21 protein-coding genes, 1 pseudogene and 1 riboswitch are annotated in these 19,228 nt (G+C 38.4%); of the genes and pseudogenes, 15 read left to right on the top strand and 7 right to left on the bottom strand.

The window, feature by feature from the left end:
• Positions 1 to 11: 11 nt before the first annotated feature.
• Positions 12 to 1,757, bottom strand: a complete 1,746-nt coding sequence (locus CE058_RS11800) for a B12-binding domain-containing radical SAM protein (protein WP_048011664.1) — start codon at positions 1,755 to 1,757, stop codon at positions 12 to 14.
• A 206-nt stretch (positions 1,758 to 1,963) separates the two neighbouring features.
• Between CE058_RS11800 and CE058_RS11805 the strand changes: the two genes are divergently transcribed.
• The 5 genes from CE058_RS11805 to CE058_RS11825 all read left to right on the top strand — a co-directional run bounded on the left by CE058_RS11805 (position 1,964) and on the right by CE058_RS11825 (position 6,882).
• Positions 1,964 to 2,680 carry a (Fe-S)-binding protein gene (locus tag CE058_RS11805; RefSeq protein WP_048011665.1) on the top strand — a complete coding sequence of 239 codons (717 nt, stop codon included), beginning with the start codon at positions 1,964 to 1,966 and terminating at the stop codon, positions 2,678 to 2,680.
• Between the two features lie 38 nt (positions 2,681 to 2,718).
• The gene (locus CE058_RS11810) at positions 2,719 to 4,149 is read left to right on the top strand and encodes a LutB/LldF family L-lactate oxidation iron-sulfur protein (protein ID WP_048011666.1); all 1,431 of its coding nucleotides are present in this window, start codon (positions 2,719 to 2,721) and stop codon (positions 4,147 to 4,149) included.
• Entirely contained in the window at positions 4,146 to 4,865 is a 720-nt protein-coding gene (locus CE058_RS11815; RefSeq protein ID WP_163142792.1) for a LutC/YkgG family protein, read from the top strand. Before CE058_RS11810 ends, CE058_RS11815 begins: the two co-directional genes overlap by 4 nt.
• 447 nt (positions 4,866 to 5,312) lie before the next feature.
• Entirely contained in the window at positions 5,313 to 6,227 is a 915-nt protein-coding gene (locus CE058_RS11820) for a hypothetical protein (protein ID WP_163142796.1), read from the top strand.
• Positions 6,220 to 6,882, top strand: coding sequence for a hypothetical protein (locus tag CE058_RS11825; protein WP_163142799.1), 663 nt, complete (start codon positions 6,220 to 6,222; stop codon positions 6,880 to 6,882). The genes CE058_RS11820 and CE058_RS11825 overlap by 8 nt, the downstream gene beginning before the upstream one ends.
• Positions 6,883 to 7,058: 176 nt before the next feature.
• Here CE058_RS11825 and CE058_RS11830 read toward each other — a convergent pair whose 3' ends face one another.
• From CE058_RS11830 to CE058_RS11850, 5 genes are all read right to left on the bottom strand, one after another.
• Positions 7,059 to 7,238 carry a hypothetical protein gene (locus CE058_RS11830; protein ID WP_163142802.1) on the bottom strand — a complete coding sequence of 60 codons (180 nt, stop codon included), beginning with the start codon at positions 7,236 to 7,238 and terminating at the stop codon, positions 7,059 to 7,061.
• A gap of 125 nt (positions 7,239 to 7,363) precedes the next feature.
• Entirely contained in the window at positions 7,364 to 8,530 is a 1,167-nt protein-coding gene (locus CE058_RS11835; RefSeq protein ID WP_163142805.1) for a tyrosine-type recombinase/integrase, read from the bottom strand.
• A gap of 65 nt (positions 8,531 to 8,595) precedes the next feature.
• Positions 8,596 to 9,132: a hypothetical protein gene (locus tag CE058_RS11840; RefSeq protein WP_163142808.1), complete on the bottom strand. Its 537-nt coding sequence runs from the start codon at positions 9,130 to 9,132 to the stop codon at positions 8,596 to 8,598.
• Between the two features lie 104 nt (positions 9,133 to 9,236).
• A complete protein-coding gene (locus CE058_RS11845; protein ID WP_163142811.1) occupies positions 9,237 to 9,677 on the bottom strand; it encodes an ImmA/IrrE family metallo-endopeptidase in 441 nt (146 codons plus the stop codon).
• Between the two features lie 5 nt (positions 9,678 to 9,682).
• Positions 9,683 to 10,111 (bottom strand): helix-turn-helix domain-containing protein, encoded by a 429-nt coding sequence (locus CE058_RS11850; protein ID WP_163142813.1) that lies wholly within the window; start codon positions 10,109 to 10,111, stop codon positions 9,683 to 9,685.
• A gap of 193 nt (positions 10,112 to 10,304) precedes the next feature.
• On the opposite strand from CE058_RS11850, the gene CE058_RS11855 reads away from it, so the two are divergent.
• The 8 genes and pseudogenes from CE058_RS11855 to CE058_RS11890 all read left to right on the top strand — a co-directional run.
• Positions 10,305 to 10,532 (top strand): helix-turn-helix domain-containing protein, encoded by a 228-nt coding sequence (locus CE058_RS11855; protein WP_019381514.1) that lies wholly within the window; start codon positions 10,305 to 10,307, stop codon positions 10,530 to 10,532.
• A 53-nt stretch (positions 10,533 to 10,585) separates the two neighbouring features.
• Positions 10,586 to 10,774 (top strand): helix-turn-helix domain-containing protein, encoded by a 189-nt coding sequence (locus tag CE058_RS11860; protein WP_026041684.1) that lies wholly within the window; start codon positions 10,586 to 10,588, stop codon positions 10,772 to 10,774.
• Positions 10,775 to 11,476 (top strand): ORF6N domain-containing protein, encoded by a 702-nt coding sequence (locus CE058_RS11865; protein ID WP_163142816.1) that lies wholly within the window; start codon positions 10,775 to 10,777, stop codon positions 11,474 to 11,476.
• 143 nt (positions 11,477 to 11,619) lie between these two features.
• Entirely contained in the window at positions 11,620 to 11,883 is a 264-nt protein-coding gene (locus CE058_RS11870) for a helix-turn-helix domain-containing protein (RefSeq protein ID WP_009330644.1), read from the top strand.
• A gap of 390 nt (positions 11,884 to 12,273) precedes the next feature.
• On the top strand, positions 12,274 to 12,477 hold the full coding sequence (locus CE058_RS11875) for a YqaI family protein (protein ID WP_163142819.1): 204 nt from the start codon (positions 12,274 to 12,276) through the stop codon (positions 12,475 to 12,477).
• Between the two features lie 136 nt (positions 12,478 to 12,613).
• Entirely contained in the window at positions 12,614 to 13,525 is a 912-nt protein-coding gene (locus CE058_RS11880) for a YqaJ viral recombinase family nuclease (RefSeq protein WP_204260536.1), read from the top strand.
• Positions 13,525 to 14,454 (top strand): recombinase RecT, encoded by a 930-nt coding sequence (locus CE058_RS11885; RefSeq protein ID WP_163142825.1) that lies wholly within the window; start codon positions 13,525 to 13,527, stop codon positions 14,452 to 14,454. The genes CE058_RS11880 and CE058_RS11885 overlap by 1 nt, the downstream gene beginning before the upstream one ends.
• 288 nt (positions 14,455 to 14,742) lie before the next feature.
• A pseudogene (locus CE058_RS11890) lies at positions 14,743 to 15,546 on the top strand (hypothetical protein); the annotation flags it as partial.
• Between the two features lie 727 nt (positions 15,547 to 16,273).
• Here CE058_RS11890 and CE058_RS11900 read toward each other — a convergent pair.
• On the bottom strand, positions 16,274 to 16,633 hold the full coding sequence (locus tag CE058_RS11900; protein ID WP_163142833.1) for a response regulator: 360 nt from the start codon (positions 16,631 to 16,633) through the stop codon (positions 16,274 to 16,276).
• 71 nt (positions 16,634 to 16,704) lie between these two features.
• Positions 16,705 to 16,787: riboswitch (cyclic di-GMP riboswitch) on the bottom strand.
• 95 nt (positions 16,788 to 16,882) lie between these two features.
• Here CE058_RS11900 and CE058_RS11905 point away from each other — a divergent pair.
• A complete protein-coding gene (locus CE058_RS11905; protein WP_048011682.1) occupies positions 16,883 to 17,146 on the top strand; it encodes a hypothetical protein in 264 nt (87 codons plus the stop codon).
• A gap of 476 nt (positions 17,147 to 17,622) precedes the next feature.
• Entirely contained in the window at positions 17,623 to 19,116 is a 1,494-nt protein-coding gene (locus tag CE058_RS11910; RefSeq protein ID WP_163142836.1) for a phospholipase D-like domain-containing protein, read from the top strand.
• The last annotated feature ends 112 nt before the right edge of the window (positions 19,117 to 19,228 follow it).

Here is a 19,228-nt window from a genome sequence, read left to right on the forward strand (position 1 = left end):
GGTTTTTTTCATTATTGTAAAGGACCCGAAAAGATAGAGACTTCTTCAGAGCTTGAATCGAAATAGGCAAGCAGAACAGAGTCTTTCTTTTCAATTAATCCCTCGTTAATATACCTTTCGATATCAAAGGATAATCTTTCACTTAAGGTATGTTTGTATATTTCTTTTTCATTCAGCTGAAGATTTAAGAAGCTTTCTCCCAGCTGGTTTGGGTTTTCGAGCAGAGACTGGTAAAGCTTTGATCTTTCGGATTTTTCAAAGCTTGGCTGCCACCATGGTTTTCTGGGCTTATATTTTTGTTTTGAAATATAGTCAAACTTCATTAGTCCTTCGGCTATATCCAAATCAGCAATTTCTTTTGTTTGAAGAAATTCAAAAAGTCGTTTGAATAAATCCTCAAGCTGATGCCCAATTCGGGACCAGCCTTTTTGCTCCCAATAGCTGCCGAACTCCTGGAAAAAATCGAAGGGAGTCGGGAATACTTTTGTAACCAAATATTCAACAGTTGCATCCATTCTATGGTCATTCCAATATTTCTCTAATACATCTTCGACCTGTTTTATGCGAATGATGTCATCGAAGGACAAAACATTATTTCCTAATATTTCATATGGTGAATGGTCCATATAAATATATTGATGATCTTCTGCTCTTAAGCGAAGCCCCGTGCCTCTCAGCATTTTTAAGAAGCCGAGCTGGAGCTCTTCCGGCCGCATGGCAAATACATCGTTAAATGTTCTTTTGAAGGAATCATAATCTTCCTCAGGCAGTCCGGCAATTAAGTCGAGATGCTGATCGATTTTTCCTCCATCCTTTACCATTGTGACTGTTCGGCAAAGCTTGTCAAAATTCTGCTTCCTCATGACCAATTCATTTGTATAGTCGTTTGTCGACTGTACGCCAATTTCGAATCGGAATAATCCTCGTGGTGCTTCCTTATTCAGAAATTCAATTACCTCAGGTCTCATAATATCTGCGGTGATCTCAAATTGAAAGACAGTTCCCGGCAGATGCTCATCAATCAAAAATTGGAACATTTCCAAGGCATAACTGCGGCTAATGTTGAATGTGCGGTCCACAAATTTTAGGGTTTTTGCACCATTCTTCATTAAATATCGGATATCGTCCTTGATTTTTTCCCTGTCAAAGTACCGCACACCTACTTCAATAGAGGAAAGGCAAAACTGGCAGCTGAATGGACATCCCCGGCTGGTTTCTATATAAGTGACACGTTTAGAAAGGTGGGGAATATCTTCTTCAAAGCGGAACGGTGAAGGCAGATCGCGCAAGTCCAGCTTATTCCGCTGTGGATTAATGCGAACCTGGCCGTTTTCCCTGAAAGCAAGACCATGCACATTTTCCATATTCATGGTGCTGTTCAGCTCCGTCAGCAGCTGTTTGAAGGTTTCCTCACCTTCTCCGATCACAATGTAATCAAATTCTTGTATATTGTTCATCCAATCTGCAACATCATAAGTCACTTCTGGTCCTCCGACTACAATATGAATGGAGGGATCAATCTTTTTAATCATCTTAATGACCTTAATGGTTTCCTCGATATTCCATATATAACAGCTGAATCCGATCACATCAGGCTTTTTGCGGATCAGATCTGTAACGATATTCATTACCGGATCTTTAATTGTATATTCGGCTAATTCCACATCGAAATCAGGCTGAGCGTATGCCTTGAGATACCGGATCGCTATATTTGTATGAATATATTTGGCATTAAGCGTACTGGCGATAACTTTCATTTATTTCTGAACTCCCTTGTTAGCAACTTAAACATCATATAATTGTATCATATTTTTGACTGAAAAAAAGGAAGTAAAACATTGACATATGTTAGAGAAGATAAACTAAACTAATTATTATAATATTAATAAAAATACAACAATTCGCATTATAACTATAGTAAGATAATAGAAAATAAAATAATTAGCTGGGAGAGGGAATAGAGATGAAGGTAAGTCTTTTTGCAACATGTCTGGTAGATATGTTTCAGGGAAATGCAGGCAAAGCAGCAGTTGAACTGCTCGAGCGGCTGGGGTGTGAAATAGATTTCCCGGAAGCACAGGTCTGCTGCGGCCAGCCTGCCTACAACAGCGGCTATGTGAAGGAATCGAAGGAAGCCATGAAAAGGATGATCACGGCATTTGAACATGCAGAATATGTTGTTTCCCCTTCCGGATCCTGCGCCTATATGTTTCATGAGTATCCGCATGTTTTTAAAGGAGACTCTGTATGGGAACCCAAGGCAAAAAAGCTGGCAGAGAAAACATACGAACTTACTCAATTTATCGTTGAAGTTCTAAATGTGGACGACGTCGGGGCAAGGTTAAATGGGAAGGCCACCTATCATACATCCTGCCATATGACCCGGCTCCTTGGAGTTAAAGAAGCTCCCATGAGACTATTGAAAAATGTGAAGGGCCTTGAATTTGAAGAGCTTCCAGGCAAAGAGCAATGCTGCGGTTTTGGGGGTACTTTCTCCGTGAAAATGGCTCAAATATCGGAACAAATGGTAGATGAAAAGGTTGGGCATATAGAGGAGACTGAAGCGGAAATTCTTATTGGAGCTGATGCAGGGTGCCTGATGAATATTGGAGGCAGGATTGGAAGGCAGGGAAAACCCATAAGAGTTATGCATATTGCTGAAGTGTTGAATTGCCGCTGAGAAATTAATGGACATGCTATGTTACAGGAGGAATAGTTATGGCTATGAAAATAGGAACAAACGACTTTAAGGATCGTGTAGATTCCGGAATAAACAATTCCTTTATGAGAGGGGCAGTGTCAGGTGCACAGGAAAGGCTTCAGACTAGAAGACTTGATGCTGCCGCAGAACTTGGAAATTGGGAAGAATGGCGTTCGCTATCAGAAGAAATTCGCCAGCATGTACTTGAAAATCTTGATTTTTACTTATACCAGCTCAGCGAAAATGTAGCTAAAAGGGGAGGGCACGTTTATTTTGCTGAAACTGCTGAAGAAGCCTCTGCTTATATACGGGAAGTAATTGAAAAGAAGAATGCAAGAAAAGTGGTTAAATCAAAATCAATGGTAACCGAAGAGATCCATTTAAATGCCACATTGGAAGAGGCGGGGTGCCAGGTCATTGAAACAGATTTGGGAGAATACATTCTTCAGGTGGACGACCATGATCCCCCATCACATATTGTGGCGCCTGCCCTTCATAAGAATAAAGAGCAGATTCGGGATGTTTTTGCAGAAAAACTAAGCTATCAGAACACAGAAAAGCCGGAAGAGCTTGCTTGGCATGCGAGAGAAATGCTTCGCCACGAATACTTAACCGCTGATGTTGGCATTACGGGCTGCAACTTCGCTGTGGCTGAAACAGGTTCAATTACATTAGTGACTAATGAAGGCAATGCAGATCTAGTCACTGCCTTGCCTAAGACACAAATTACGGTAATGGGCATGGAAAGGCTGGTCCCGACTTACGAGGAAATGGAAGTGTTAGTCAGCATGCTGACCAGAAGCGCGGTTGGACAAAAGCTAACGAGTTATATAACTGTTTTGACTGGTCCAAAAGAAGAACTTGATGTTGATGGACCCGAGGAATTCCACCTTGTCATTGTAGACAATGGCCGCTCATCGATATTAGGAGGGGAGTTTCAATCCATTCTGCAATGTATCCGCTGCGCCGCTTGTGTGAATGTTTGTCCCGTATACAGGCATGTAGGAGGCCATTCCTACGGATCGATTTATTCAGGCCCGATCGGAGCGGTTCTGTCACCGCTTTTAGGCGGCTATGATGATTATAAAGAATTGCCTTATGCATCAACCCTTTGCGGGGCCTGTACAGAAGCATGTCCAGTCAAAATCCCTCTGCATGAGCTGCTTCACAAACACCGGCAGGTAATTGTCGAAAAAGAAGGAAGGGCTCCAATATCGGAAAAGATGACGATGAAGGCCTTTGGACTGGGGGCAGCTTCACCTTCCCTTTATAAATTGGGATCTAAACTGGCACCGGCAGCCATGAATCCATTTACAGCAGGCGACAAAATTACAAAGGGGCCCGGCCCTTTAAAGGCATGGACAGAAATCAGGGATTTTCCAGCTCCTAATAAAGAAAGATTTCGTGATTGGTTCAATAACCGGCCAAAAGGAGGAGGACAGCAGTGAACGGAACTATTCAGAATCGGGACGCTTTTTTAAATAAAATTGCAGGCAGACTGGGAAGGGAAAAGAGAATTTCCGGAGCTGAAAGGCCAAAGTGGAGCTATAATCCTCAAGATTCCATCTTTAAAGAAGCAGATGCAGATGAGCTTCTTGAAGCTTTAAAAACACAGTGCACGAAAATTCACACTGACCTTATTGTAACAAAAGCCGCCAATTTGCCGGATACTCTTAAAGAGATTGCAGCCCTGTACGGAGGCGGTCCAGTTGTGACCTGGAAGGATGACCGTTATAGACAGTTTGGGCTTACGCAGCTATTTGAGGAAATTTGGCCAAAAGCGAATGTGGAAGTATATGAATGGGATTATTCTGCTGGAAAAATTAATGTTGATTACACAGAAAAGGCCAATATCGGCATCACCATCAGTGAAATTACTCTGGCTGAATCCGGAACAGCCGTCCTGTTCAGCAGCAGAGACCATGGACGGTCAGTCAGTTTTCTGCCTGCTGCTTCCATTATCCTTATTCCGAAAAGCACCCTGGTTCCGCGCATGACACAGGCTGCAAGGATCATCAGGGAAAGAGTGAGCAGAGGGGAGCTGGCTCCTTCATGCATTAATTTCATAACCGGACCAAGCAATTCAGCAGATATTGAGATGAACCTCGTTGTGGGAGTCCATGGGCCTGTTAAGGCTGCTTATATTGTTATAGATGATTTATAATGCGTGAGCACCTGGCATCATAAGAACGAGAAAAAACGCCAAACTTTTGTTGGCGTTTTTTTGTAGCGTCCCAGGCGAGATTCGAACTCACGACCTACAGCTTAGGAGGCGGTCTTACTTAAAAGGAACAACTTTGTAGAACTTGGATAAACCCTTGATAAATGGGCTTTTTTGAACTATGAAACTGATTAAGTTGGTTAGAATTTGGGGCTTAATGATGAGTTTCGACCCCAAATCGACCCCAAATTAACTCTTTACCTGAGAGCTAAAAAACACTCTGCACTTATACTAAGAGGGGAACAGGGCAAAATCTAGCTCACTTTCTTTTCCAATTGCCTATCCTTTTGCTTTACTTGTTGGATAAAATTATTGAAGTTTTAAAAATTTACAACGATAATAAAAAGGTATTTTATTCTAAAAGACTTAGGATTGTGGGGTACCTAGAAAATGGAAAAAATACTTGTTTCAAAATATCAACGTAGAATATTTTACATTATATCCTTATCTTTGTTAGCCATAATAGAGTTAATCCGTGTATTCATTATTCCTATTATATTTAATACAGAGAGACTCGGTTTAGATGCTATTTTAAACCTGATCCTTGATAACTTGTTTGCAACAGGTTTCGTAACTATTGCAATAGCTTCATTAGTATTTTGGCTCACACCCTCTGTTGAAAATGAACCTAAACTAGAGACAGTAGAACCACGTAGAATCGGGGAATTATTAAGGCGTGCACGAGACACCAATGAATACTGGTTTAGTGGAAATTCGGCAAGGTATACCCGTGCAGTAACTTTACCTGAGTTGGCTGAAAGTTCACGTACTGAAAACGTCAGTAAAAGTATTACTATGTTGCTTTTGAATCCTACTGATAAGCAGCTTTGTGAAGAATATATTAAATACCGTAGTGGGGTAAGATCTGCAAATAAGAATGGAGAATGGACGGTAGAACGAATTCGGAAGGATATATATGCCTCAATAATTGCAGCTTATGCTTATGCGGCAGAACACCCACTTTTGGAGATGAAAATAGGGCTAAAAAAGACATTCTCACTCCTTCGAGTAGACTTAGGTAAGAATTTGGTAGTTTTAACAAAAGAAGATAAGCAAGATCCTGGTCTTTTTGCAGAAGCAGGGAGCTTTCACTACTCAGTTTACCGCGAAGAATTAAAATTTAGTCTAAAGCAATCGAATATATTGCCAGTACATAGCGTTCAGGGGATTCCATTTTCCAACCTAAATAAAGATAATGTAAAGAAGTTCCTTGATGATCTGGGTATTTATGAAGCTAGTATTAGTGACCAAGATTTTGAAGAAATAATTGAATTAGCAAAGGACAGGGAAAACCCATATGGATAAAATTTTATCGACTTTAGCAGAGAATCTTGCCAATAAAGAACCTCGTGAGCAAATAAAGTCACTGCTTTTAGAACTAATTTCTTTAAAAAAACAGGACAATTCCTTAATTGGTAACTGGCATCCACTAGGTTTTGTACATGCAAATCTTGGACGTATAGATGGTATTGGAACAATTAGGTTACATATTTGGTTACAAAACAAACGTAAAACCCAAATTCCATCTTTTCCAATTCATGATCATGTATTCACTGTAAACAGTCATATACTTAGTGGAACTGTTACAAATCGTATTTATCACATTGAAAGAGATAGTATAAATCCAACCCATAAATTGTACAGTGTCAAATATGATAATAATAAATCTCTACTAGAATCCTTAAATCAGAAAGTAAATTGCCATTTTATTAGCGAAGAAAACTTTACAATCGGACAATATTACTCTGTAAGGAGTTCCGTTTTCCATACTACAGAAGTAAATGAAAATCATTTTGCATCTACACTAGTACTGACAAATAACCATATAAATGGTGAACCTAAAGTAGTCGGTGGGTTATTTCAGAATGATATTTACATCTATGAACGAAGCCTATGTGAGCCTGTGGAATTGTTAGAAATGATTTCTTTACTAGAACATAAATTAAAAATAAACGAGTAACGCTTTATAATTAGGAAATACACGGAAACCCCCTATCTATTCTAGGGGGTTTCTATTTTTAGTTATTTAACTAGAAGAACTAAATATGGTGTTATATACCTTATTGAAGTTTAACAAAAAAGCATTAATCCTTCTTAGATTAACAAGGATTAATGCTTTGAACTTTAATTAGATATCTACAACTCTGATATTTCATTGCGAATTTTTCGGTCTCTTTCAATTTGATTTTGGTGGTAATTAATAATTTTTTCACGTTGCTTTTCTGAAATGATTTCTTCATTAACATACTCTTTGCTTACGTCTGTAATGTACTGAAGAATAATGTCTTCAAATGAATTAGTCGGAAAATCAGCCAATTTTTTCACCTCATCCTAAACAAACTTTTTTATATTCAACCTACTAAGTATATTACAATTATTCATAGGGTTTAAAATTACCTGACCTGCAAATAGTAAAGGTTCCGAAAGTAACTTTAGATATCCTAAGCTTTCTTTTCGAAAAATTCGTCGAAGTGACTTGCAGCAGTTTTATCAGCCTCTTCAAGTACATGTCCATAAATATTCATGGTAGTAGAAATATCAGCATGCCCCAATCGTTCACTTATAACTTTTGCATGAACTCCTTCATTAATGAGTATGGTTGCTGAAGTATGCCTAAGATCATGAAAGCGAATATGTTTAAAATCATGTTTTTTGGTAAACCTTCGCCACCATTGACCAATACTGTCCGGACGTATGGGCTTGCCGAATTCATTTCCAAAGATGAAGAAGTAATCGGGCCATTCCCAAAGTTCACGTACTTTCCATTTATCTTGCCGGCTGGTTAATTCTAATTTCTTTAACAACTCAAGTAATTTTTCAGGAACACTAACTGTTCGGTCTTTCCCTGTTTTGGTTCCTTTTATTTGTACGCCTTTGCCTTTAATTTCTGTAATAGCTTGCTCGATTCGAATAGTTCCTTTTTCAAAGTCAACATGTTTCCATTCAAGTCCAGCAATTTCACCTTCTCTGGCTCCAGTTGAAACAGCCAGGAGGATAAGTGTTTTCCAAAATAGGGGCTTATCATCAAGCAGCTGCATAAGCTGGCTTAATTCTTCCTTTGAATAAACCTCTGATTTTTTCGCTTTTCCATTAGGTGGCTTTGCTCCAATAGCAGGATTTTCTTTAATTAACTTCCATCTATATGCGCATGAGAGGACATTGTTAAATGCCTTATAGCAGTTCAGTACAGAAGATGCTGAAAGTTTCCCGGCTTTACCGTCAAGGCGCTGGCCAGTCTTTTTAAGGTCATTGATAAAATTAACTATATGAATAGTTTTAATTTCTTCTAGTTTAAAATGTCCATACTTCGGAAGAATTCGCTTTTGTAAGATACTGATATAATTTTGCAGGGTATCAGGTGAGAGTGTATCTTTTGCGTGCTTTTCTAGCCATTGAGGATAGAAGGCGTTTAGGGTCATTTTATCCTCAGCCTTAAAATATTCACCGGTTAAAATTTCAGCCTCAAATAATGTAAGTAGCTTTTTAGCTTCTTTCATATTTTTAGCTTTTACTGTTCTTCTTTCTCTAATGGGTGTTCCTTTTTCGTCATAACCTAAAATTACTGTTAAACGATAGCTCCCATTTCCGCGATTTTCAACATTAGCCATTTGTTAACCTCCTGTAAGAATATATGTTCTGTTTTTGGTTGAAAAGAAAAGCCCAAAAGGGCTAATTATTGAATCTCTGAATTATAAATTTTCCAATGGTAATTTAAATCGTAGTCCCCACGTGATTCTAAAGTTCCTTTGACTGTAACACTATCACCTGGTTTTAGATCGGTTAGTAGATTACTCATAAAATCTGCAACAAAAACATTGTAAGCTTCATTACCTGATGTATTAACATCATCCCACGTTTGACCAGTGTACTCTCCTGCACCTAATACCCAAATTTGTGAGGAACCTATTTCCATTATAGTTCCTGACCAAGTTACTTCTTGACCATATAGGTAACTATCCCATGTAGGCGTTTTTTCTTCACCGAGTTCTTTATAATTCTTTATGAACTCTGGGAAGTTATTTAGAGAGTCAATAGTTTTCTGTTGTTGATCGGATATTTGTTTTTCGGTGTCACTCGGTTCTTTTGATTTTTTATTAACTTCATCAGTAGGCTTGTTTACCGGCTCTTTGGTTTCCTCTGTACCTGAACATGCCCCTAAGATAATGCTTAGAGATAGAACAGAGATAATTAGTAAAAACTTGTACTTCATCTTATCCAATCTCCTTTTTTAATAAATTTATGTATTTATGGGTTAATTACCCATTAATACTCAATATAAAAACACGCAAATTTCTACGTGTGAAAAGTACCAATCTAATGTTTAAATTTTTTTAAGTGAGCAAGTTCTCTTGGCACACCATATATTTCTGCAATTTCATAGATTGAAAGATGTGAATCCTCAAATCCAATTAGACATTCGTCTGGAAGTAACAGCTCTACAGCGAATTGACTTGCTTGCCTTTCATATTTACTTTCTGGAAAGAAAGTATTTTTCTTAAGAAATGAAGCATTATGTTTGGGGTGAAGAACCGAGTGACCTAATTCATGTCCCATGACAAAATTACGGACTTTGCCCAAGTTGTTATTTATGAAAATAAATTTATTTTTTCTCTCATATTTGTACATTCCCTGGACTTCATCCGTAAAATCCCATGGTACAACATGGACACCAATTTTCTCAGCGATTAGAAAAGGATCTCTTGTCTTGAATTTCTTAATTAATCTTTGAACTTCAGCAACAATAAAATCCTTCATCTAAATCAGTCCTGTGTATCACGATATTTCTTTGGAATATACTTTTTGTTAATCCTGGTGGCTTGTCTAATTGCATATTCCATGGCATCCAAGATCGATTCCTTTGCTTCCTCGCTAATCGGTTCCCCCATTAACATATAGCCATCGTCTTCAGAAAGGTCCTGACGAATTTTCTCCATTCTTTTTGCAATGTCTTTTTCATCTTTGCTTTGCAAATTTGCATTTGATTTTTGGAAATCAGACCTACCTAATAGATAATCTGTCTCCACTTCATATAGATCTGCAAGCTTTTTTAGAGTTTCAGTATCTGGGTCTCTGTAATCTCTTTCATAATTGGAAAGAACTGCGTTTGTGATACCGACTTTCTCAGCAACTTCTTTTTGTGACCATTTTCTTTTCTCTCTTTCCTTTTTTAAACGAATACCTAAACTCATGAAAAATCACCAGATCCTAATTCCATATTTTTTACAATATCTTATATTAGATTATTTTATATTAAATAAACGCTACGTTAAACACAATAAACAAAAAGTTGATTATTTTTAAATTTGATGTTGACATTAAACGAAACGTTGATATAATAAAACTATAATTTTAAACTTTATGTTTAATTTTGGAGGTGATGATATGAAATTACATGAAAAAATTAGAGCAGTAAGAAAAGCTAAGAATATTAGCCAGATAGTAATTTCTAATAAGTTAAACATTACAGTTCAGTCATACAGTATGAAAGAGACTGGAAAAAGACCAATAACAACAAACGAATTAGAAATTATATCTAACATATTAGGAGTTTCCCCTTCAAATTTTTTTGATAAAGAATTCAACATAAAGTTGAATAAGACCACGGCATAATAGGAGGTAAAAGAATGGAGCTCAGAAAGTTAATTTCCCAGGATCATTTCAAAGTGCAGCGAAAAACACTCACAGCTCAGGAAGTGGCAGATTATATTGGTGTCCATCCTGACACGATTTATACGATGGTCCGTGAAAAGCAAATCCCGCATTTCAGAGTTAGACGGAGAATCTTCTTTTCCTTGGAAACAATAAATGCCTGGATGCGAGACCAAGAACAAAAAAGTCTGGAGGCTATGTAAATGAATCAATTGCAGCCTATTTGCCAAAGAGGTAAGCGAGTATTAACAACCACTCAGCTTGCAGCAGCTTTTGGAACAGAAGCAAAAATTATTAACCGGAACTTTCAAAGAAATGCTGATCGGTATGTTCAAGGCAAACATTATTTTGCCTTATCCGGAGAAGAATTACGGGAATTCAAAGGGTCACGTCAATTTGACGACAGCCTTAAATTTACTTCTATTCTCTATCTTTGGACTGAAAAAGGAGCTTGGCTTCACGCTAAATCACTAAATACTGAGCAAGCATGGGATGCATTTGAAAGGCTGGTCGATGAATACTACACGATTAAAGAAGACATGGTTCCTCTATCAAAAGATCAGGCTCTGGTAACGGTGCTGAGAACAACTGCAGATCTTATGGAGGATACTCAAACCATTAAAGCTGAACAACATAAAATCAGAAAGTTAGTCTATGAGATTGATCATAAAGTCGAAGAGCATATCACTCTATCCAGTGGCGAACAACGACGTGTGCAGAAAGGAATCGCTCAAAAGGTTTATGAGCTGGAAAGTAATCCAGAGTTCCGATCAAAGCTCTTCAGGGAACTACATCGGGAAATAAAGGACCGTTTTGGTGTAGCAAGCTACAAAGACATTAAGAGAAAGGAACTTCAATTAGCTCTCAGCTACATAGAAAACTGGTTTCCTAGAAAAGTTTCATGAGTGAAGGCACCGAACGAAGCTGCCAGCCTCAAAAAGATTCGGTGCACTTCCTTTCATCTATTAATTTTAATAGCAATCTATTAATTTGTCGGTTCCATACTGGAACGTTTCCAAATTGGAACATAGAAGGGAGGGACAAAGGATTGACTTTCGGCGCAGTATTGAAAGCATGCCGGGAGCGAGCAGGTCTTACACAGGAGGAAATCGCAGAGAAACTTCATCGTTCACGGAGTTGTATTTCAAAATTTGAAACAGATAAAAAAACATTGGATGTCGCCACTTTAATTAAGTGGGCAGATGTTACCTCAGCTAAAGATGTGGCATGTGCCATTGTGACAGGGGTAGATCCAGTGATGATATTGCAGCAGTTAATGCCGTTGATAGGAGGAATAATCCAATGGTTCTAACCAGAAAAGAGAAGCTGGAACAATTAATTAAGAGATTGAAGAGCCAAGGAGTCAAGATTGATTGGGCTGCGAGGATTCGTACTCCAAAGGAGGGTTCATGAATGGACTTGGGTTATGTCCTAGCTATGATTTTTGGAACCTATTTTATTTTCATTATGGGAATTTTAATTGGAGATTTTACTTCAAATCAAAAAGAAAAGCAGTAAGCTCACCACAGCTCACTGCCACTAAATATCGTTACTACTATTCTACCACCACTAGAATAGGGCGGCAAGAACCTTTGTTCCTGCCGCGATAAGTCGGAACGAATATCTACCATTCCCCCATCAACTACGTTTCGGCTTATCGCGGTGTGAATAAAGCACCTAATACATAGAGAGGAGGGTAAAAATGAATCATCCTATGATTGACCAAATAGAGAGGTCTGGATACCCGAATATGGTTGAACAGCCTGAACACGTGGGGCTAGATTATTTTGGTGACGAGATCCTTGATGGTGACGACATAGCGGAATATGACGGTGAAATCATTTTGAAGGACAATTTAGAGCGGTTCTTAACAGAGGTGATGGAGTTTATTTTTAAAACTGCATGAAAAAGGACCCCAGTTAGCGGCTGGAGTCTTAAGGGGTAGTAAACAAAAGATTTGTACTGTCATTGTAACATGTCGTATTAAAGCGGTAAAGGGAGGTAAAACTTTGGCAGTTAACAATGCAGTTCCTACAAAGGATATGAGCCGGTTTGAATGGCTGCAAGAACGAGCAAAAGGAATCGGTGGGAGTGATGCTGGAATCATTCTTGGTGTTAATAAATTTCGTACACCTTTTGAACTTTGGCTTGAAAAGACAGGCCAGGTCGAACCACAGGAAACTGATAATGAAGCAATTTACTGGGGAAATCAAATGGAAAATGTGGTTGCCAAGGAATTTGAAAAGCGTACAGGTAAAAAAGTCCGCCGAACAAATTTCATGTATAACCATCCCAAGTATCCTTTTATAAAAGCAAACGTTGACCGTTTAGTTGTTGGAGAATCAGCGGTTTTGGAATGCAAGACAGCCAGTGCATATCTCGCTAAAGAGTGGGAAGGTGAAGAAGTTCCAGCAAGCTACCTTGTGCAGCTTCAGCATTATCTCGGAGTTACAGAAAAGGAAAAGGGGTATATCGCTGTTCTTGTCGGTGGTAACAAGTTCATCTGGAAGGAAGTAGAGCGAGACCAGGAGCTTATCGAGATGATTTTCAATGCTGAAAAGCATTTTTGGGAATATCACGTACTGCAAGGGCATGCTCCTGATCTTGATGGATCCAGCGCAGCTGAGAAGTATTTGAGAGAGAAGTATGATCGCGCTGTGAAGAATAAAGAAATTGTCCTTCCATCTGATTACAAAGATTTGCTGGTTCAATATGAAAAAGTGAAATCCGATGAAAAGCTGATTAAAACAGCAAAAACGGAAATAGAAAACAAATTAAAAGAAGTATTGAAGGATGCTGAAACAGGTATTACTGATCAATTTATAGTTACTTGGAAGAATCAGGGTAGAAAAAGTGTGGATTCTAAAGCACTGAAAGAAAAGTTTCCGGACATTTACAAAAAAGTTTTGAAAGAATCCTCGTTCCGAAAATTTGCTGTAAAGGAGATTAATTGATGGCGACCAATACAGAATTGAAGAATCAATTAGCTAATAGACAGGAGACAGCAGCAAAGCAAGTATCAGCTCAATCACTTGGACTTAAAAGTCTACTAAATACGCCAACAATGCAAAAGAAATTTGAGCAGGTATTAGCCAATAAAGCTCCGCAATTTATGGCATCCGTCCTTAACTTATATAACGGAGATACTGGCCTACGAGAAGCTGAGCCAATGTCCATTGTATCTAGTGCAATGGTTGCTGCATCTCTCGATTTACCTGTTGATAAAAACCTAGGTTACGCATGGATTGTTGCTTTTTACGATTCTAAAAAAGGGTATAAGGCAGCACAGTTCCAGCTGGGCTACAAAGGCTACATTCAGCTGGCATTAAGAAGCGGCCAGTACAAGGCCATAAATGTAATACCGGTATACGAAGGGGAACTTCTAAAGTGGAATCGTCTGACGGAGGAAATTGACCTTGATTTGGACGCCAAGAAAAGTGATAAGGTTATCGGTTATTGTGGCTACTTTAAGTTAGTCAATGGCTTTGAAAAAACAGTCTATTGGACCCGGGACGAAGTAGAGGCGCACCGGATTAAGCATAACAAGGCAAAAGATAAGAAATCACTTAATAATGTCTGGCGATCTGATTATGATGCCATGGCAATGAAAACGGTTCTTAGGAACATGTTAGGCAAATGGGGCATCTTGTCCATCGATATGCAAAAGGCATTCTCAGAAGACGAGCAGGAGCGTGAGGTAAAAGATATTACGGATGATGTTAATGAATATGAAGAGTCCATTCAATTCGATCCACCAAGCCAAGAAGATCAAGAATCAGCTGCCGAACAAGAAATTATTGATGTGGATCAAAAGAAGAAAAAAACTAGCAAAAATATGTCCGCCCAGGAATCATTGGACATAGATTTTGAAGATGCAGAGTAACAAAACAAATGTCCTCCTTCCAGCATGGATCTGGGAGGAGGCTAGAGATAAAGAACACTTGAAAATGCTTGTTTTAGAGTATATGCGGAGGTATCCGGATTACAAAGTAAAAGGGGTTAAAAACGGATTTGCTGTATGTGAGAGGGAGTGAATCACATGTTTGTTAAGACCATTCGTATTCCAAATGGAGATGTATTTTCAAAGTATTTTATATTCAAATGTGAAACTATCGGGGAATCTGATATGCGTGCCATGTCATAAAAATGTCCATAGGAAGTAGGTGATACGGTGCCCGAAAGTTATCCATTTCCAACCTATTCAGGATTATTAGAGCCGAAACATTACAAAAAAATTGGATCAGCATTGTGGCTTTTTCTCTGGTGCGTCAGTTCCACTACAAAAGAGATTGAACGAGATGGAGTAACCTGGGGCATCGTGTTAGGAAATAAGCCATTGAAACGCTCAGAGTTGGCAAAACCTTTTGGAGTTAGCGAAAGAACTGTTCAAAGGTGGCTGGATGACCTAGAAACACATGGTTACATAAAGATCACCAGAGCACCTTATGGATATATTATAACTGTTAAAAACTCTAAAAAATACAGTAAAGAGAGAGTGGACAAAAACGTCCAGTCTGATGGAGACCGGACAAAAACGTCCAGTCCAGAGTGGACAGAAACGTCCAGTCATGTGGACAAAAGTGTCCACTCTAATAAAGATATTACAAAGATAAATAATACTACTATTACTAAAGAAAATGACCCTGTAGATATTATTGCTGAAAGATTCATAGAGTTACGAACGATACAAGAAGGACGTTCTGTTTACCCAACAACAAAAGATTATGAAGCAATCGCCCGGATTGTCGCCCGTGGTATGCCGTTGCCACAAACAATCAAATTGCTTGAACAGTGTTTTGCTGAATACAAAGAACGTCAGCCAAATGGTGCCATTAAAGCCTTTGGTTACTGCGAAAAATACATCATGGATCATTATGATGCCTTAGTAGCAAGAGAACAGGCAAAAGAAGCAGCTAAAAACGTTAAGCCTTTTAAAAGCAATAATTCTTATAGACCTAAGGGTATGCGATCCAAGCCAATACGTACGGAAATGCTGCCAGATTGGTTTTATGAAAATGAGCAACCAAAACAACCGATAAAGGAAAAATCACCTGACCAAATTGCTGCCGATAAGGCTGAACTTGATGAAATGCTGAGGAAAATGCAAGAGCGGGAAGTGCCTAGCAATCAAGATGAGCTGGCCCGTAAAAAGGCAGAACTAAATGAAAAGCTAAAAATATTAAGATCAGGGAGTTGAAACCATGGGGATCCTATATGAATCCGTTATGCAACAGAAAAGGAATATCCTCATCAAGAGATTGTCAGAACTGAATATTTCTAAGGCTCAGTCAGGAAAGAGAATCCACGATTGTGATTACGAGGAACTGAAATATGAGCTTGTACTGGCATCTTTTCGGGAGATTAATACAGAGGGTACACAAAATAACTGGTTTTGAAGGGAGATATGAAAAATGACTATCACAAATGTTAAATTAGTTACTCGCTGTCCAAAATGTCTGGCCAAGGGGACAGTGATAGGACATCGAAATAACCTCTTATTACTTGAATGCAGGGACTGCAATAAACGCTGGAATACTTACTCAAAGACTTGCAAGATTTGTGGAAAGCCAAATTATTTCTACATTGAGGGTCCATGCGTGAAATGCTACTCGGAAAAACACAACGCCATATGATTTTAAAAGCAGCGAAGCTGAGCTTGCTGCTAAGTTTCCTCAAAAAAAAGACCCCTATAAAGAGGTTGTTTAGCTGACAAGCTTATTTAATGCGGGGATTAATTCATTAAAGTACGGTTTTACAATAAAATCTTTAGCACCATAATTTAAAGCTTCCACGATTAATTTAGATTGTCCCATTGCGGAGCATATAACAACTTTTGCATTTGGATCAAGATTCTTGATCTCTTTTAAAACAGCCATTCCATCTTTACATGACATTGTTAAGTCTAGTAATACGATATCTGGGGAAGACTTCTTGAAAAGTGATATAGCTTCGCAACCATCAGAGGCTTCAGCAATTACTTGATAGTTGCCTTCAGACAAGGTTCTTTTAAGTATTTGTCTCATAAACATAGAATCATCAGCAATTAGTACTTTATTAATCATATCAAACTCCCTTTTTGAAAATTAGGCAAATTTAAGAAAGGAGTTATAAGAGATTTACGAGATTGATAAATCTCGGTAACCCGGCTGCCTTAGCTTTTACCTTAGGCCCGTGGCTTTGCGTCTTTTACTTTCGTAAAATTTGCCATTATAGGTATATTAACACAGTGAATATAGTAGAAAACGACAAAATGTGACAAAAAATGATAATTTCGTGACTTATGGATTATAAATTTCGTTGGTGGTGAGGGAATGAAGCAATTAGACTTATTCTCCTTTGCCCTTGAAGATCAGATAGCTGAACTAAAACAAGGCGAAGAGTTGGAGTTTTACAGAGGGAAGGAACGGCTACTTATCCGGAAGCATGAGAAGTACCAGGGCGTTTGTCATTATCAGGGGCCAGATTTTTATGGCTCCGCCTTTCACCTTGATGAAAAAGGTATATTTGGTGGATTAGAACTCTTTGTAGGTAAGATTGATAGATGGTTGCATGGCCGAGGTTGGAATGAAACATAAGATTGATTCAGCTATTAAAGTCATCCGTCATTTTTCCTTGCAGAACTATAAACCACAATCCATGCAATGAAAAATATCACAGGAAAGCTAAATATGATTGCCAAGATAAAATATACGGTATTGATGACATTTTCGTAAATCCAACTTAGCATTATAAGTCACCTACAATAATTTGTGAGTAAGGACTGAAATTTTTAAGGTCATAAAGAAGAATGGAGATAGGCACGTACTCTGTCCTATAATGCAGGAAAAAAATTGCAAGCATGGACCTGGAGCACTTTTATTCGGTCTTTGGATGGTTGGTTCTGCTCGTTTAAGTTTAAAGTTCCCGGTTGGATGAAAAATATGTAATTATGGCGAAAAAAGAACTGCATAAGAGGCGTAAGCCATATATCTAAACTTTTCATTCCTATTCTAAAAGTATAATATCAACACTTTTTGTAGATGTTAAGAGAAAAACAAGGGAGGACTTTTAGTTGGAATGGATTTTTTATCTATACTTGATAAATACGTTTTTTATCTTAATCATAGCAATTCGGGATGTACGCAGGCCTGCCAAGGCTTTGAATTGGATAATAATCGTCCTTCTTTTACCTATCATTGGTTTCTTGCTTTATCTTAGCATATCAAATCCTAAGTTTATTCATCGGAAAAGATTGACCTCTTCTAAAAGTGAATCTAATAAATTACCTGATACATTTGGTGATTCAGCCTCGGTAATCGCCGATGCTTTACGGCACTTCACTGTGAATGGGCTTCGAACGGGCCAAGTCCAAGTATTTGACAATGGAATAGCAAAATATGAACAACTCATTGAATCCCTCCAAAAAGCCCAAAAAACGATTGATCTGGAATATTTCATATTTAGGAATGACCAAATTGGTAGTCGCATCACAGAACTGCTAATCGAAAAAGCAGTAAATGGAGTGCGGGTTCGTTTTATGAGAGATGGCTTGGGGAGTTATAATTTCCCGCGTAAAAAAATCAGGCAGATGCTTGAAGCAGGGATAGAATGCAGGACAATATTTCCTTTACGATTTCCCTGGATTTTGTCCAATTGGAATTATCGGGATCATTGTAAGATGGCCATAATCGACGGAAAGATAGCTTTTAATGGTGGCATTAACATAGGATATGAATATACAGGATTGAATCCTGCCGTTGGCTTCTGGCGGGATACTCATTTGCAAGTCATAGGAGAAGCATCAGCCGATTTGCAGACTGTCTTTGATGTTCATTGGGAAATTGCTGTGCCGGAACGGATAAAATCAAAAATAAATTTGAAAACAAAATCAGAGGTAACGAAAATCAATTCAATCGGCAGAGCAGATCATTCCAAATGGTCAGCCGAATTGGGATCAGAGTTGAGCACCCTTGATGATAAAGAAATGGACATATCCGCAAAAACTAGGACATTGCATAAAGCGTATATCCATACGTTGGAAGGAAACCCTGGAATTCCTACCCCAGTCATTCGGCAAGCTTACTTTATATGTATAACACAGGCGACCAAGACTATTGATTTAACAACACCCTATTTTGTACCAGAAACGGATATTATCATGGCATTAAAGACAGCAGTAGCTCGTGGTGTCCGTGTAAGATTGCTGGTTCCTCGCCATAATAATCAAAAAATCGTGGGCCTTGCAAGCCGTACTTATTACGGAGAACTTATAGAAGCTGGAGTTCAAATCTACCAGTACGACAAAGGAATGATACATGCGAAGGTGTTGACCATCGATGAGGAGATTGCTGCCGTAGGCTCAGCAAACTATGATATGAGAAGTTTTCGCCTGCATTATGAGGTGTGTCAAGTCTTGTACAGTGCTGATGTGGCGAGGGAACTCACAGATCAGTTCGAACGTGATCTTACTGATTCTATTCCATTAAAAATTGAAGACTTGCTTGAACGACCTCTGACCGAGCGGATTGTTGAACAGAGTGCCCGCCTGTTTTCTCCATTATTATAAGTTGAAAAAACCGGTATTATTTATCTTTCTGATTTTAATTAGCTTACATGTTGTAATATAAATATTTTAAAACATGAGGATTTTTGAAATCGAGTGAAATATAAAATGGAGG

Origin of the sequence: Bacillus sp. 22-7, from assembly GCF_010628845.1 — a bacterium.
Lineage (GTDB): Bacteria > Bacillota > Bacilli > Bacillales > Cytobacillaceae > Cytobacillus > Cytobacillus firmus_B.

What these genes read in the sequence shown, in the direction of transcription:
- CE058_RS11800 (WP_048011664.1), bottom strand. Translation starts at nt 1,757, where the DNA reads ATGAAAGTTATCGCCAGTACGCTTAATGCCAAATATATTCATACAAAT.
- CE058_RS11805 (WP_048011665.1), top strand. Translation starts at nt 1,964, where the DNA reads ATGAAGGTAAGTCTTTTTGCAACATGTCTGGTAGATATGTTTCAGGGA.
- CE058_RS11810 (WP_048011666.1), top strand. Translation starts at nt 2,719, where the DNA reads ATGGCTATGAAAATAGGAACAAACGACTTTAAGGATCGTGTAGATTCC.
- CE058_RS11820 (WP_163142796.1), top strand. Translation starts at nt 5,313, where the DNA reads ATGGAAAAAATACTTGTTTCAAAATATCAACGTAGAATATTTTACATT.
- CE058_RS11825 (WP_163142799.1), top strand. Translation starts at nt 6,220, where the DNA reads ATGGATAAAATTTTATCGACTTTAGCAGAGAATCTTGCCAATAAAGAA.
- CE058_RS11835 (WP_163142805.1), bottom strand. Translation starts at nt 8,530, where the DNA reads ATGGCTAATGTTGAAAATCGCGGAAATGGGAGCTATCGTTTAACAGTA.
- CE058_RS11840 (WP_163142808.1), bottom strand. Translation starts at nt 9,132, where the DNA reads ATGAAGTACAAGTTTTTACTAATTATCTCTGTTCTATCTCTAAGCATT.
- CE058_RS11845 (WP_163142811.1), bottom strand. Translation starts at nt 9,677, where the DNA reads ATGAAGGATTTTATTGTTGCTGAAGTTCAAAGATTAATTAAGAAATTC.
- CE058_RS11850 (WP_163142813.1), bottom strand. Translation starts at nt 10,111, where the DNA reads ATGAGTTTAGGTATTCGTTTAAAAAAGGAAAGAGAGAAAAGAAAATGG.
- CE058_RS11855 (WP_019381514.1), top strand. Translation starts at nt 10,305, where the DNA reads ATGAAATTACATGAAAAAATTAGAGCAGTAAGAAAAGCTAAGAATATT.
- CE058_RS11865 (WP_163142816.1), top strand. Translation starts at nt 10,775, where the DNA reads ATGAATCAATTGCAGCCTATTTGCCAAAGAGGTAAGCGAGTATTAACA.
- CE058_RS11875 (WP_163142819.1), top strand. Translation starts at nt 12,274, where the DNA reads ATGAATCATCCTATGATTGACCAAATAGAGAGGTCTGGATACCCGAAT.
- CE058_RS11880 (WP_204260536.1), top strand. Translation starts at nt 12,614, where the DNA reads ATGAGCCGGTTTGAATGGCTGCAAGAACGAGCAAAAGGAATCGGTGGG.
- CE058_RS11885 (WP_163142825.1), top strand. Translation starts at nt 13,525, where the DNA reads ATGGCGACCAATACAGAATTGAAGAATCAATTAGCTAATAGACAGGAG.
- CE058_RS11900 (WP_163142833.1), bottom strand. Translation starts at nt 16,633, where the DNA reads ATGATTAATAAAGTACTAATTGCTGATGATTCTATGTTTATGAGACAA.
- CE058_RS11905 (WP_048011682.1), top strand. Translation starts at nt 16,883, where the DNA reads ATGAAGCAATTAGACTTATTCTCCTTTGCCCTTGAAGATCAGATAGCT.